Genomic DNA, 13,270 nt, shown 5'->3' with positions numbered 1-13,270 from the left:
GGGTCAGTAGTCGCGGGTACGGACCAGCAGCCAGGCGCCGGCCAGGAGCACCGTGGCATAGGTGGCTGCATGCAGCATGGCGGAAGGGTCCAGCGCGAGCGAGTCCCGGGCGGCGCCGAAAGGCATTCGTTCGGCGTTGTTCTCGAGCCAGTCCGAATACTCGATCCCGGCGATCTTGACCAGGGGCTCGAGCAGCAGCATGTCGAGCAGGACGACGCCGACCGTGGCCCCGGCCGAACCGGTGAGCCACCCCAGGGCAGCACCGACCCAGGTGAAGACGATCAAGGCGGCCAGGTGCGGTGCGGCGGTTTCGAGGACCAGGCTGAAGTCGGGGGTGCGGCCGAACGCCACGGCGCTGATGGACGACGCCAGCATCTGGGCAACGCCGACCGGCAGGGCAACGGCGGCCAGGACCAAGAGGCGCGCGAGCATCAGGGTGCTGCGTCGAGGTTGTGCGACGAGGACGACGGTGGCGAGCTTGTGCCGGGTGTCTTCGAGTACGGCGATAGCACCGGCGAAAAGGAGGGGCAGGCCGACGAAGGGCAGCACGGCGGCTGAGGAGCCACCGGTCAGGACCGCCATGGTCTTGTCCGCGGTGAGCGGGCCACGCGCGGGGTTGGTGGCCACGAAGGAGGAGGCGAGCACGCCGATCAGCAGAGCCGCCGACACCAGGTACCAGAACGGCCGGAGGGTGCGGATGCGCTCGGCCTCCATCCGCAGTGTGTAGCTCACGCAGTCCCCTGGTAGTCGGTGGTCGCGGCGGTGGCCTCGAGGAAGGCTTCTTCCAGGGAGGACGAGTGAGAGCTCAGTTCGTGCAGGGTGATGCCGTAGTGCCCGGCCAGGTCACCGATCTGCGCGGTGTTCACGTCGCCGGTGATCAGCAGACCGTCCGTGCCCGTGGCGGTGAAGGGCCCGATGTCGTTGGCTTTCAGGCAGCCGGCGAGACGGTCGACGGCGGGGGAGCGGACCAGGACCTGCTGGTGGGAGAACTGGTCGACGAAGTCGCGGAGCAGGCCTTGGGTGACGATCTCGCCGCGTCCGAGCACGATGACCTCGTCGGCGGTCTGGGCTATCTCGGCCAGCTGGTGGGAAGAGAGCAGCACCGTGCGGCCCTCGTCGGTGCGAGCGGTGAGGAAGTCGCGCAGCCAGCGGATGCCCTGCGGGTCCAGGCCGTTGGCGGGCTCGTCGAGGATCAGGTACTCCGGGTCGCCGACCAGCGCGGCGGCCAGAGCCAGGCGTTGCTGCATGCCCAGCGAGAACTCGCCGCTGGAACGGGATGCGGCGTGGGTGAGCCCGACCAGGTCCAGAACCTCGTCGGCTCTCGAGGCGGGCATTCCGGCTGCGGCGGCGAAGATGCGCAGGTGGGCGCGGGCGCTGCGGTGCGGATTGTGGGCGGCCGGGTCGAGTACGGCCCCGATCGTGCGCAGAGGCCGGCGGAGTTGGTCGATCCGCTGCCCGCCGAAAGTGGTCACCCCGCCGCCCCGGACCAGGTGCAGCATCAGGCGCATGGTGGTGGACTTGCCGGAGCCGTTCGGGCCGAGGAATCCGGTGACGATGCCCGGGCGGACGTCGAAGGACAGGTCGCGGACGGCGTGAACCCCGCTGAACGCCTTGTCCAGGTGCCGGGCGCTGATGGCCACCCGTTCCTACCCCCCTCACCACGGCCGGAAGGCGAGCATATCGGGCGAAAACCGGCAGCGGTCAAGGCGGCTGCGGCGCTACCGTCGAAGGCATGTTCCAGGACGAGATCAAGACCGAACGTTTGATCCTGCGCGACATCACGGCCGCCGACGTGGACGCCGTGCAGGTCTATGCCAGTGATCCGGCGGTGACCCGGTTCATGGTCTGGGGGCCGAACACTCCCACTGATTCGTGGAACTTCGTCAAGGAGCAGCTCGAGGCGCAGGCAGCGGACGATCGCCGGGTGTTCAACAAGATGGTGGTGCGGGCGGACAACGGCCTGCTGATCGGGGCGATCGAGCTGCGGCTGCTCAATCGGCTGCACCAGCGCGCGGAGTTCGGGTACGTGTACCGCAGCGATCAGTGGGGCCAGGGCTTTGCTACCGAAGCGGCGCAGGCGCTGGTCGCCTTCGGCTTCGAGGAGCTCGGCCTGCAGCGGATCGAAGCCACTTGCGACCCGGAGAACCAGGCTTCGGCGAACGTGCTGCGCAAGACCGGGCTCACTCTTGAGGGCCGGATGCGTAACCACATGAAGATCAGAGGACGGTGGCGAGACTCGTTGCTGTTCGCTCGCCTTCGCGACGACTGATCAACTACTGCTTACGGACGTCGTCGGGCACGAACGTCCGTAAGCACTAGTTCTAGACGCCCCGCCGCATGGCCCTGGTGGCCAGCCACAACCCGCCGGCCGCCAGGAGCGCGGCTGCGAACAGACCCTGGGCCACCTCAGCGGTCAGGAGCTCGCCGCCGAACAGGACCCGTGCGGCATCGACGATGTACCGGCCCGGGTTGACCGTGGAAATCGTCTGCAGCCAGCCCGGTCCGGCCTCGATCGGCAGCAGTACTCCGGAGAGCAGGATGATCGGGAAGACGAAGACCTGGGTCACGATCCAGAACAGATTGCCGCTGGGCAGAGCCGCGATCGCCAGCAGATAGGAGAACCCGCTCAGCCCGACCCCGAGCACGGCCAGCAGGGCGAGCGCGGCCACGGCGCCGGGCAGATGCAGGTCCAGGCCCAGCGGGACGGCGACGGCCATGATCAGCACGGCCTGAAGCAGCAGCGTGACCAGGTCCTTGGCGGTGCGGCCGACCACCAGCGCGGCCCGGTTGACCGGGGTGGCCAGGAAGCGTTCCATCTGGCCGCCGGACAGCTCCACCATCAGCGAGTGCCCGGCCCCGAGCGGACCGAACAGGCACATCATCACCAGGATCCCGGGCACGAACCAGCTCCACGACGAACTGGCCTCGGTCAGATCGGCGCCGGAGAGCATCGGGCCGAAAAGCACCAGGAACAGCACCGGCTGGATCATGGCGAACAGCAGGCCGATCGGCGAACGTAGCTCCGGCCTGATCTCCCGGGCGAACACCGTGCCGACATCGCGCAGGAACTTACGCATGGGAGTAGGCCTCCCCGGTGGCCTGAAGCCGGCGCCCGGTCAGGGCGATGAACACATCGTCGAGCGAAGCTGCTCCCGGAACCCGGCCCCGCAGCTCGGCCGCCGATCCCTGCGCAACCACCTCACCGGCGTCCACAATCACGATCTGCCCGGCCGCCCGCTCCACCTCGTCCAGGTAGTGCGTGGTCAGCAGCACCGTCATGTCGTGCTCACGGCGCAGCCGCTCGATCTGCTCCCAGACTCCGGCCCGGCTGTGCGGATCCAGCCCGGTGGTCGGTTCGTCCAGGAACAGCACCCGCGGCCGGTGTACCAGGCCGAAAGCAATATCCACTCTTCGCCTTTGCCCACCCGAGAGGGTGCCCGGCGCCCTTTTCCCCAGCGAAGCGATGCCCAGCATCTCCAGCGCCTCGTCGGCGCGCTCGCGGGCCACGGCCTTCGACAGGCCGAAGAGCCGCGCCTGGGTGATCAGTTCGTCGCGGATCCGGTAGTTCTCGCCCGCGGCGTGTTTCTGGCCCACGTACCCGATCTGGCGCCGGGCCAGCGCCGGCTCGGCCACGGCGTCGATCCCGGCGACGTGCACCGAACCGGCCGTGGGCGGCAGCAGCGTGGTGAGCATGCGCATGGTGGTGGACTTCCCGGCCCCGTTCGGGCCGAGCAGTGCGAGCAGGCCACCGGCGGGGACATCGAGGCTGACGTTGCGTACTGCCTCGACGGGTTGCCGGCCGACCATGAACGTCTTGCGCAGGCCTCGGGCCTGAACCATCAGCGGCTCGTCCATGACTGGAACTCTAGACTTCAAAAGTGGAACTGCAAAGTTCCATTTTCGGATGTCGGCATTCCGCTTGCTATCGTGAGAAGGTGTCCAGCCCTACCCGTAACCGCACTGAGCGGGCCATTCTCGAGGCCGCGGCCAGTGTGCTGGCCCGGGACCGGGCGGCGACACTTCCGCAGATCGCCCAGGCGGCCCAGGTCGGGCGGACCACGTTGCACCGCTACTTCCCCGACCGCGAGAAGCTGCTGATCGCGGCGGCCGAGCGGGCGCTGGAGGCGATGGACGAGGCGATGATGCAGGCCGGCGCCGACCAGGGCACTCCCCGGGAGGCGATGCACCGCGTGGTGGCCGCGTTGTGCTCCACCAGCGACCAGATCATGTTCCTCTGGGGCGACAAGTGCATGCTCACCGAGGTCATCCCCAGGGCGGCGCCGCACCTGTCCACCGACCAGGATCCGGTGATCGACCTGATCCGGCGCGGCCAGGCCGCCGGTGACTTCGACGTCGAGGTCGGCGCGGAATGGATCCAGCAGGTGCTCTGGGGGATCTGCTACACCGCGTTCGAGCAGGTCGAGGCGGGCACGCTGGCCAAGCACGAGGTGGTGCCCACGGTGATCCGGACCCTGGAACGCGGCATCGCGGCCGACTGAGCAGCCGGCCGCGACACCACCGGTGTCACCCCTGGGCGGGCACGGCGTCCCCGGTCAGGTGCACGCCCTCGGCGAAGGCGACCATGGTGGCGTCGTCCCACTTCAGTTCCGAGGGGATCTGGAACAGCAGGAAACCGTCACCGTCCGGCACCAGCAGACCGGCCGAGGCATCGGGTCCGGGTCGCGAGCCGCCCTCTTCGCTCCACTCGGAGTCGTAGGTGAACCGGGTGGCCTCCACGTCGCCGACCTTCAGCGGGCGGGCCTCACTACGATCGCTCGACACCTCGAGTTCGTTGGCCTTGCTGATCAGGATCTTGCCCTCGAACTCGTTCGCGTCCTGGTTCTTCGCCCCGACCGGCGCGACCACCAGGCTGGTCACGGTCAGCCCCTGGACCTCCCAGCCGTCCGGAACCCGATCGATGGTGAAGCCCACCGGCTGGTCACCGGTGTACGAGACCAGGGCGATCGCGGCCGTCGAAGTGGCCGTGGCCTGCGGTGCGGCTGGTTCGCCGGAGGATCCGCCGAGCATCGAGAACGCCAGCACACCGGCTGCTGCCGCCGCCAGGCCGGCCGGGACGAAGGCCAGCCGGTTGCGCCGGGTCCGCGCGGCCTTGCGGGCCCGGGCCAGATCGAGCTCGGGAGCGGGCTGGCCGGTGGTCGTGATGTCGGCCACCGCTTCGTTCATCAGATCGCGCAGATCAGGCATGGTAGGCCCCATTTCCACGGTAAGAAGGCGAAAGCTGCTCGGTCATCCGGGCCCGCAGCTTGTCCAGGGCCCGCTTGGCCTGGCTCTTGACCGTGCCACCGGAGCACGACAGCGTCTCCGCGGTCTCCTCCACGCTCAGGTCGTGGAAGTAGCGCAGCACCAGCACCGCACGCTGCCGGGGCGGTAGTTCGGCCAGCGCCGCGTACAGGGCTTCGGTGCGCAGGCTGCTGTCGATCTGGTCGAACGGCAGGACCGTGTCTTCCGGCAGTTCGTCGGTGGCCTGCTCACGGCGCCAGGGCCGGCGCTTCTCGTCGATCAGCGCGTTCACCAGGCTGCGCCGGGCGTACCCGCCCGGGTTCCGCGCCTGACGGAACGAGTCCCAGCGCACGTAGAGCTGAGTCAGCGTGGTCTGGACCAGATCCTCCGCCAGGTCGCGGTCGCCGGCGGTGAGCAGAACGGCGGTTCGCACCAGTTCGGTCCGGTGTTCCCGGACAAAGGTGAGGAACTCCTCGTCCCTCGTTGATGCTCTCATGCCCTCATCGACGGAACCTTCGCCTGCTCAGGTTGCACGGACTACCGGGGCTACCGGTACCCCGTCACGTCGGCCGGCTTGCCCGCGTCCTGAACCTCCACGACATACCGCCACGCATCCGGCCGGGAACCGTCCAGGTCATCGAACTGGTACTCCTTGGCCAGCTGACCGCTGGACAGGGACTGGCCGTTCCATCGGGCCCTGTCCGCATCGGCCGCCAGCGCAGCCACAGCCCGGCCGACGAACCGAGGGCTCTCCGAGATGGCGAAGTGCGGCTCCTGCGCCAGCGCCTCCCGCCACGTCTCCTCGGTGACCTTGAACGCGTCCAGCATCATCTCCGAGCGCAGCCAGCCCGGCGTCAGCGAAACCGCGGTGGCGCCGCGCTTTCCCAGATCCTGAGCGTGCGACCAGCCCATCCGGTTCACCGCCACCTTGCTCAGGTCGTAGAACGGGTTCAGCCGGTAGTTCTTCGCGTTGTACTCGGTGGTGCCGTCCGTCATCTCCACCAGCAGCCCGCCCGGGTTCTCCAGCAGCAACGGCAACGCGTAATGCGCAGTGATCAGGTGAGTGTCCACCGCCAGCCGCAGCATCCGCAGGCCGTCGTCGAGGCTGTGCTCCCAGACCGCCTTGTTCCAGTCCGTGAGGTTCTCCCCGCCCCACACGTCGTTCACCAGCACGTCGAGCCGCCCACTGGCCCGCCGGATCTGCTCGACCAGGGCCTTCACCGCGTCCTGGTCCAGATGATCCGTCGGCACCGCGATCCCGGTACCCCCGGCCGCCGTGACCAGATCGGCCGTCTCCTCGATCGTCTCCGGCCGGTTGTACTCCGAAGCCTGTGAACGCGTGGTGCGCCCGGTGACGTACACCGTCGCCCCGGCTGCGCCCAACTCTGTTGCGATTCCCCGTCCGGCACCGCGGGTCGCTCCCGCCACGAGAGCTACCTTGCCCTGAAGTGTCGTCATGGCCCCACTCTGCCGCACTGAAATACTGCCGTCATGCAGTTTCCTGACTCCGCTCCTGACCGGCCCCAAATGCATTAGTTCGTCGAACGTTTGGCCGACTACTGGGCGGCCACCGGCGGGTCGCGGATCGAACGGCTGATCGCCGGGGACCTGCTGGTCGACGAGTCGGACGGATCAGCCCGAGCGAACTGGCCGAGCGCCTGCAGATCAGCGCGGACTCGGTGTCCTCGTACACCCGCGCGCTCGTCGAGCGGGGTTTCGGCCGCCGGGTGCGCAAGCCGGGGGCAGCGCTCGCACTTCTTCGTGATGGACGACGACGTCTGGGCCAGGTAGGCAGCCAACTGGGCGGCCGCGTCCCGTAATTCGACACTCACCATGCACTGGGAGACTGCGTAGGCCGCCTGCCCAGCTCCTGTGCTCAAGCCGATGACGTCCGGGCCCGGCTTACTGGTCCAGCTTCGCGACGGCCTCGTCGCGATCGGCGGGGGCGAAACGCTCGAGCGCCCACGGCACGGTCAGCGGTTGGTCATCGAGGACGCCGTGGCGAACGGTTGTTCGGTCGGCGCTACCACGCAGCTGTGCTGGATCGCCGTGATCTCGGGGAGTTGGACTCGGCGGTGAAGGTGTTGCATAGTGAAGTAGCTACACAATGAATGATGCTCTCAAGTGTTGGCGGGGTCGGCCGACGGACGGGGTGAGGGCTCGGGCGGTTCGGTGGCCGTCGGTTCGGGCGGGCTGGTCATGCAAACGGACGTTCGTGCCCGGCTCGAGCGGGCGGAGCGGGGTTGGTTGGGCGGCGATGTGTACACCTGGTGCGCATTTCATCGAGGAGGGAACATGGGTGAGGTAGCTGCGAGCAGGCGAGCGGGCACGTCGTTGCTGGCGCGAGCGCTGAAGATGGAGGCCGGCGGGTGGCGCAGCTTGTACCGCTGGATCGGTAAGAAGCCGCGAACCTCGGCCGGAGCACAAGCTTTCGCCTACACGATGCCGATGGTGGCGCTGTACTGGGCCTTCATCGGGGTGTCGGCGGTGGAGGTGATCGCGGTCGACTTCCTGCTGCACCGCTGGCCCGTCCCGCGCGTCATCCTGCTGGTCGTCGGGCTGTGGGGAGTGGTGTTCATGGTCGGGATGCTGGCCAGTATGAAGGTCAATCCGCACGAGGCCGGTCCGGACGGGCTGGTGGTGCGCAACGGCGTGTTCTTCGAGGAGCGCTTCGCCTGGGCCGATGTTGCCGGGATCGCCCAGAAGGTCTGTAACCTCGACAGGTCAAGGACCTTTCAGACGGTGGACGGGGCGCTGCACGTCGCGATCACCAGCCAGACGAATCTGGTACTCACCTTGCGCGAACCCCGGGTGGTGCGGCTGCCGGACCGTGATGAGAAGATCACCGAGCTCCGGTTCTGGGCCGACGAGCCCGCCCCACTTGCGGCCCTGGCCAAGCAGCAGATCGAGAAGGTAGCGCGATGACCACGAAGCCGGAAGCCGCGCAGGACGCGCTGAACAAGCTGCTGCAGGTGGTGACTCTGCTGAACGAGGACATGCGGCAGGACTTCGAACGCCGTGGTCTCACCCCGGCTCGGACGCATGCGCTGTGGGTGCTGGCCGAGCTCGGGCCCTCACCGCAACGAGCCCTGGCCCAGGCTCTTGGAGTCACCGCCCGCAATGTCACCGGCATCGTGGACGGCCTGGTGGAGACCGGTTTCGTCACGCGTGAACCGCATCCCGGAGACCGCCGGGCCACTCTGGTGACCTTCACCGACAAAGGCGCCCACACCGTCCATCATTTGCAGGAAAGTCAGAGGACGCTTGCGGTACAGCTTTTCGGGCAGATGCCGGCCGAGCGGTTCTCGGCTTTCGTGAACGGTATGGACGATGTGCTGCAGGTGATCCAGCGCGAGCTGGCTAAGGGATGAAAGCCTTCAGCAGGGCCTCGATCTCGGCCTGGTAGTCCTCGACCGGCGGGGTCAGGTTCAGCGCGCGCACCTCGGCGACGGCCGGAAGCCGTTCAGCATCAGCCTCTTGCAGCACTCGCGTGCGCTGGGTCGGCTGCTGCGGCGGTAGATGCGGGTGCCGTTCGAGCAGTTCGCCCACGGTCAGATGCCAGCAGGCTCCGTACGCGGTGACGGCCCGGCGGGCCGAGAGTCCGGCGTCCATGAAGTCGGTCAGGCAGGCATTGCTGAACGCGTACGCGCCCTCGGCCACCAGCTCACCGCGGATCAGGATCTGCATCACCCAGCTGTGCCGGCTCATGTGATCGTGCGCGCCGACCAGGCGGTTCAGCAACCGCCGGCGAGGTGTGCGACCGGGGACCTCGACCGGCAGGCCGGCGGCCACCTGCTCCAGCAGAGCGATCAGCAGGGCGTCCCGATCGGCCACGTGGCGGTAGAGCGAAGTCGCGGCCGTGTTCAGTTCGGCGGCCACCGCCCGCATCGACAGCGCTTCCAGGCCTTCGCGCTCGATCAGCGTCCGACCCGCGGCGACGACCGTGTCCGGGGTCAGGCCGGGCCGGGCCCGGCGCGGGGTGCTCATGCGCGTGATCCTCCCATTGATCTGCGGCCGGCCTGGAAGTTAGGTCAACCTTATGCGTACAGTGTTCGCGTTGGATGCGAACACTGTACGCATAGAGAGCTGTCTTCCCGATGACCGAACCGCAAGAAGTGCCCCGGCGTACCGGCCTGCTGCTGGCCGCCGTCTGTCTCTGCCAGGTGATGGTGGTGCTCGACGTCAGCGTGGTGAATGTCGCGCTGCCCTCGATCGCCAAAGATCTTTCATTCAGCCCCGGTTCGCTGTCCTGGGTGGTGAACGCCTACACCCTGCTCTTCGGCGGTCTGCTGCTGCTCGGCGGGCGGTTCGGCGACCTGATCGGGCACCGCCGCGCGCTGTTCCTCGGCCTGGGCGTGTTCGGCGTGGTCTCGGTGCTCGGCGGTCTGGCCCAGGACCCGGGCCAGCTCATCGCCGCCCGTGCTGCCCAGGGCCTGGCCAGTGCCGTGCTGGCACCGCTGAGCCTGACGATCATCATGGTCACCTTCCCCGAGGGCAAGGAACGCAGCCGGGCGATCGGCATCTGGGCCATGGTCGCGGCCTCCGGCAGCGCGCTCGGGGTACTGCTCGGCGGCGTGCTCACCGAATGGCTCTCCTGGCGTTGGGTGATGTGGGTGAACGCGCCGATCGTGCTGCTCGCTCTGGCCCTGGGCTGGACCTCGATCCACGACACCCGCACCGCTCGCCCGTCCCGGCTCGACGTGCCCGGCGCAGTCCTGGTCACGCTCGCGCTGACGTCCCTGGTCAACGGCGCGATCCGGGCTGGGGAGGACGGCTGGGGTTCGGCCTGGGCGCTCGGCTCGTTCGGGTTGGCCGCCCTCAGCGGCGCGGTGTTCATCTGGTGGGAGTTGCGGGTGCCCGAGCCCTTGATCCGGCTGGGCGTGTTCCAGTCCCGCCCGGTCTGGGTGGCCAACCTGATCTCGGCCTTCATCGGAGCCTCGGCCGTGGCCGGCTTCTACTTCGCCTCGCTCGTCCTGCAGGACGTCCTCGGTTACTCACCGCTCCAGGCCGGCGCTGCGTTCCTGCCCTTCTGCGCGGGAACCGTTCTCGGCGCGATGCTCTCCGGCCGGCTCTCGGCCCGCTTCGGCCTGCGCTCGGTGATGACCGTCGGCCTGTTGTGCAGCGCCATCGGCATGGGCCTGTTCGGCCAGATGCACCTGGATGCGACTTTCCTCGGCACCTTCCTGCTGCCCTCGATCATCGCCTCGGTCGGGGTGGGCCTGAGCATGGTCGCCAACACCTCGCTCGGTACCACCGGGGCCCAGCAACACGAGGCCGGGCTGGTCAGCGGTCTGATCAATGCCAGCCGTCAGTGTGGTGGCAGTCTCGCCCTGGCCGCCTTGGCGACCGTCGCGCTCTCGGCGACCAGAGCGTCCTCTGCTGGAGATCCCCTGGAAGCACTGATCCAGGGCTACGACCGGGCTTTCCAGGTCACGGCTGCGCTGACCCTGGTGGCGGCCGTGCTCGCGTTCCTCTACGTGCCCCGGCCGGATGCAGTCCAGGAGCCGGTGGCCGAGCAAGCCGTCAGCTGAGCGAACGGCCCGGCGCCACATCGGCGTCGGGCCGCAGGGATTGATGTTCGACAGGCATGACAGCTTCGTTCAGATCAGCTACCCGGGTGCTGTGGCGCAAGAGGGCGAGGGCTTCGGCCGACGCCGATCCAGGGGCCGCCGTGTGCGTGAGGATGCGGGTACCGGCAGCATCCGGCAGGTGCAGCACCTCGAAGCTCAGGTCCAGGTCCCCGACCAGCGGATGATGCAGCAACCGCGTGCCGCTCGAGCACAACCGCACCTGATGCCGAGCCCACAGCCCGGCAAACTCCTGACTGCCCAGGCTCAGCTCACCGATCAGCGCAGCCAGCGCCGGATCATCCGGATGATGCGCCGCTACGTACCGCAACGACGCCACCGCCGTCGCGGCCTCCTCCGCCCAGTTCCGATGCAGCTCCCGAGTATGCGCATCCAGAAACAGCATTCGGGTCAGATTGGGACGCCCGGGACCACCGGGGGCGCCTCGGTCGAGATGGCTCGCCAAGAGCGCGTGCCCGAGTTCGTTCCAATGAAGGACGTCGTTGCGCCGTCCCAGCGCAAGCGCCGGCACGTCCGTCATGGCTTCGAGCAACTGCACCACACCCGGCTCAGCCCGCTCCGGCTTCCGAGGCCTGGCCCGCTTACGCGTTGGATTCGGTCGGGCCAGCTCGAACAGATGAGCTCGTTCGTCCTTACTCAGGCGCAGCGCCCGGGCCAGCGACTCAATGATCGAGTCCGACGCCGCCTGCGACTGCCCTTGTTCCAGCCTGGTGTAGTACGCCGTCGAGATCCCGGCCAGCTGAGCCAGCTCCTCCCGCCGCAGGCCGGGCACCCTCCGCGTTCCGTAGCTGGTGAGACCCGCAGCATCTGGCGAGATGGCCCCGCGTCGGGTGCGCAGGAAGTCGCCGAGCTCGCTGGCCTCGCGGACGGTGGGCATAGCAACGATTGTGCGACAGGACAGGCCGGGCCCGCCTGTCCCCGTCAGGGTCAGGCAAGCAGGGCCGGCCGGGGTGCGCGACTGATCTGAGGGTGACCCTGACGAGCATCGGCTGGTGAAGCATCGACTGCCCCGGTGGCTGGTTGCGGGAGACCGGCCCCCTCAGCGTTGGGGGCATGCTTGATACCTCTACGACGCAGCGTCCGCACACTTCGGCGCTGGCTCTGACTGTCCTGCTCACCGCCGGTTTCACCTTGGCCGTCGACTTCTCGGTGCTCAACGTCGCCCTGCCGGTCATCGGCCGTGACGTGGGGCTGAGAACGGCGGATCTTCAATGGATCGCGACCAGTTATGCGCTCTGTGCGGCGGGCTTGACCTTGTTGTTCGGGCGGTTCAGCGATCTGCTGGGGCGGCGTCGGGTCTTTCTGCTCGGCATGGTCCTGCTGGGCGTTTCTTCGCTGGTCGGGGGACTGGCTCAGACTGCGGTGGTGCTGCTGGCGGCTCGGGCGGCGCAGGGGGTTGCTACGGCGATGGTTACGCCGGCGGCGTTGTCGCTGCTGACCACCGGGTTTGCCGAGGGGCCGGCCCGGGATCGGGCGCTGGGGTTGAACGGCGCTCTGATGGCCGGTGGGTTCACCTCCGGGGCGATGCTGGGTGGGTTGCTGACCGACACACTGAGTTGGCGCTGGGCGTTCTTCCTGAACGTGGTTGTGGCGGTGGCTGTGCTGGCGGTTGCTCCTCGGGTGTTGCCGCGGGATCAGGAGCGGGTCAAGGGGGTGCGGCTTGATCTGCCGGGTGCGCTACTGGTCACCGGCGGGCTGGTGGCTTTGGTGTTCGGTGCGACGAGCGCGGGTGAAAAGGGTTGGACGGCAACGGCTACCTGGACAGGACTGGTGACCGCGGGCGTCCTCTTGCTGGGCTTTGTTCTGGTTGAAAGGCGCGCGGCTCAGCCTTTGGTGGCACTGGGAATTCTGCGCAGGCGTCAGGTGGCAGCGGGGAATGCAGCTGGGGCGCTGGCCTTTGCGACCGAGACGTCGCTGGTGTTTGCGCTCACGCTGTATCTGCAGGATGTGCTTGGGCTGAGTCCGCTCGCGGCGGGTGCGGTGTTCGGGGTGCTGGGGGTTGGCACGGTGCTGGGTGGGCTGGTTGCGCCGCGGGTGTTTGCCCGGACTGGGCTGCGGCAGGGCATCGTGATCGGTTTTGTGGTGCAAGGGTTGGCGACGTTGCCGCTGGCCTTTGCGGGGAGCGGACGGGGTTGGGTTGTGCCGCTGTTGGTTCTGGTCTTCGTCGGGGGAGTGGCGAACTTGGTGGCGATCGTGGGGTACGTGGCTACGGCGACGAGTGGGTTGCCGGACGGGGAGCAAGGGTTGGCCACCGGGCTGGTGACGATGAGTCAGCAGGTCGGGATCGCTTTGGGGACGCCGGTACTGTCGGCCGTCGTGGTGGCCGGTACCGCTGCCGGTGGGTTGCTGAGTGGTCTGCATCTGGCCATTGGCGTGAATGCGGTGGCCTGCCTGGGTTCGGCGGTTCTGGTGCGGGTGGCTCTGCGGGGCTGACGCGAATC

At 68.2% G+C, this 13,270-nt stretch carries 16 protein-coding genes; 7 read left to right on the top strand and 9 right to left on the bottom strand.

Going from position 1 to position 13,270, the window contains the following annotated elements:
• Nucleotides 1-3: 3 nt before the first annotated feature.
• Complete coding sequence (locus LR394_RS15875; RefSeq protein ID WP_231442534.1) at nt 4-732, bottom strand: hypothetical protein; 729 nt, start codon at nt 730-732, stop codon at nt 4-6.
• Nucleotides 729-1,640, bottom strand: coding sequence for an ABC transporter ATP-binding protein (locus LR394_RS15870; protein WP_231442531.1), 912 nt, complete (start codon nt 1,638-1,640; stop codon nt 729-731). Before LR394_RS15870 ends, LR394_RS15875 begins: the two co-directional genes overlap by 4 nt.
• A 92-nt stretch (nt 1,641-1,732) precedes the next feature.
• Between LR394_RS15870 and LR394_RS15865 the strand changes: the two genes are divergently transcribed.
• A complete protein-coding gene (locus LR394_RS15865; RefSeq protein WP_231442530.1) occupies nt 1,733-2,269 on the top strand; it encodes a GNAT family N-acetyltransferase in 537 nt (178 codons plus the stop codon).
• A 52-nt stretch (nt 2,270-2,321) separates the two neighbouring features.
• Here the strand turns inward: LR394_RS15865 and LR394_RS15860 are convergent, their stop codons facing one another.
• Both LR394_RS15860 and LR394_RS15855 read right to left on the bottom strand, forming a co-directional pair.
• Nucleotides 2,322-3,077, bottom strand: coding sequence for an ABC transporter permease (locus LR394_RS15860; protein ID WP_231442528.1), 756 nt, complete (start codon nt 3,075-3,077; stop codon nt 2,322-2,324).
• Nucleotides 3,070-3,855: an ABC transporter ATP-binding protein gene (locus LR394_RS15855; protein WP_231442526.1), complete on the bottom strand. Its 786-nt coding sequence runs from the start codon at nt 3,853-3,855 to the stop codon at nt 3,070-3,072. Before LR394_RS15855 ends, LR394_RS15860 begins: the two co-directional genes overlap by 8 nt.
• An 80-nt stretch (nt 3,856-3,935) precedes the next feature.
• Here LR394_RS15855 and LR394_RS15850 point away from each other — a divergent pair, with 80 nt between their 5' ends.
• Nucleotides 3,936-4,499 (top strand): TetR/AcrR family transcriptional regulator, encoded by a 564-nt coding sequence (locus LR394_RS15850; RefSeq protein WP_231442525.1) that lies wholly within the window; start codon nt 3,936-3,938, stop codon nt 4,497-4,499.
• A gap of 25 nt (nt 4,500-4,524) precedes the next feature.
• On the opposite strand, the gene LR394_RS15845 is transcribed toward LR394_RS15850, so the two are convergent.
• Genes LR394_RS15845 through LR394_RS15835 form a run of 3 tightly spaced genes read right to left on the bottom strand, consistent with a single transcriptional unit; the run spans nt 4,525 to nt 6,699 of the window.
• Nucleotides 4,525-5,205 (bottom strand): hypothetical protein, encoded by a 681-nt coding sequence (locus LR394_RS15845; RefSeq protein WP_231442523.1) that lies wholly within the window; start codon nt 5,203-5,205, stop codon nt 4,525-4,527.
• Entirely contained in the window at nt 5,198-5,737 is a 540-nt protein-coding gene (locus LR394_RS15840) for a SigE family RNA polymerase sigma factor (protein WP_231442521.1), read from the bottom strand. The genes LR394_RS15845 and LR394_RS15840 overlap by 8 nt, the downstream gene beginning before the upstream one ends.
• A gap of 50 nt (nt 5,738-5,787) precedes the next feature.
• Nucleotides 5,788-6,699, bottom strand: a complete 912-nt coding sequence (locus LR394_RS15835) for an SDR family oxidoreductase (protein WP_231442519.1) — start codon at nt 6,697-6,699, stop codon at nt 5,788-5,790.
• Nucleotides 6,700-6,800: 101 nt separating this feature from the next.
• On the opposite strand from LR394_RS15835, the gene LR394_RS43650 reads away from it, so the two are divergent.
• The 3 genes from LR394_RS43650 (at nt 6,801) to LR394_RS15820 (ending at nt 8,612) form a co-directional block, all read left to right on the top strand.
• Complete coding sequence (locus LR394_RS43650; protein WP_407937061.1) at nt 6,801-7,061, top strand: winged helix-turn-helix transcriptional regulator; 261 nt, start codon at nt 6,801-6,803, stop codon at nt 7,059-7,061.
• Between the two features lie 475 nt (nt 7,062-7,536).
• On the top strand, nt 7,537-8,166 hold the full coding sequence (locus tag LR394_RS15825; protein WP_231442516.1) for a hypothetical protein: 630 nt from the start codon (nt 7,537-7,539) through the stop codon (nt 8,164-8,166).
• Nucleotides 8,163-8,612 (top strand): MarR family winged helix-turn-helix transcriptional regulator, encoded by a 450-nt coding sequence (locus LR394_RS15820; RefSeq protein ID WP_231442514.1) that lies wholly within the window; start codon nt 8,163-8,165, stop codon nt 8,610-8,612. Before LR394_RS15825 ends, LR394_RS15820 begins: the two co-directional genes overlap by 4 nt.
• Here LR394_RS15820 and LR394_RS15815 read toward each other — a convergent pair.
• The gene (locus tag LR394_RS15815) at nt 8,602-9,228 is read right to left on the bottom strand and encodes a TetR/AcrR family transcriptional regulator (RefSeq protein WP_231442512.1); all 627 of its coding nucleotides are present in this window, start codon (nt 9,226-9,228) and stop codon (nt 8,602-8,604) included. The genes LR394_RS15820 and LR394_RS15815 overlap by 11 nt on opposite strands.
• 110 nt (nt 9,229-9,338) lie before the next feature.
• On the opposite strand from LR394_RS15815, the gene LR394_RS15810 reads away from it, so the two are divergent.
• Nucleotides 9,339-10,772 carry an MFS transporter gene (locus LR394_RS15810; RefSeq protein ID WP_231442511.1) on the top strand — a complete coding sequence of 478 codons (1,434 nt, stop codon included), beginning with the start codon at nt 9,339-9,341 and terminating at the stop codon, nt 10,770-10,772.
• Here the strand turns inward: LR394_RS15810 and LR394_RS15805 are convergent.
• Nucleotides 10,765-11,706 (bottom strand): helix-turn-helix transcriptional regulator, encoded by a 942-nt coding sequence (locus LR394_RS15805; RefSeq protein ID WP_231442508.1) that lies wholly within the window; start codon nt 11,704-11,706, stop codon nt 10,765-10,767. The two genes, LR394_RS15810 and LR394_RS15805, sit on opposite strands and share 8 nt — an antisense overlap.
• Nucleotides 11,707-11,882: 176 nt before the next feature.
• Here LR394_RS15805 and LR394_RS15800 point away from each other — a divergent pair, with 176 nt between their 5' ends.
• Nucleotides 11,883-13,262 (top strand): MFS transporter, encoded by a 1,380-nt coding sequence (locus LR394_RS15800; RefSeq protein ID WP_269329264.1) that lies wholly within the window; start codon nt 11,883-11,885, stop codon nt 13,260-13,262.
• Nucleotides 13,263-13,270 lie beyond the last annotated feature (8 nt).

Origin of the sequence: Kineosporia babensis, from assembly GCF_021129305.1 — a bacterium.
Taxonomy (GTDB): Bacteria; Actinomycetota; Actinomycetes; order Actinomycetales; family Kineosporiaceae; genus Kineosporia; species Kineosporia babensis.
The sequence above is the reverse complement of the archived record's forward strand: the minus strand, read 5'-3'. Positions and strand labels throughout refer to the sequence as shown.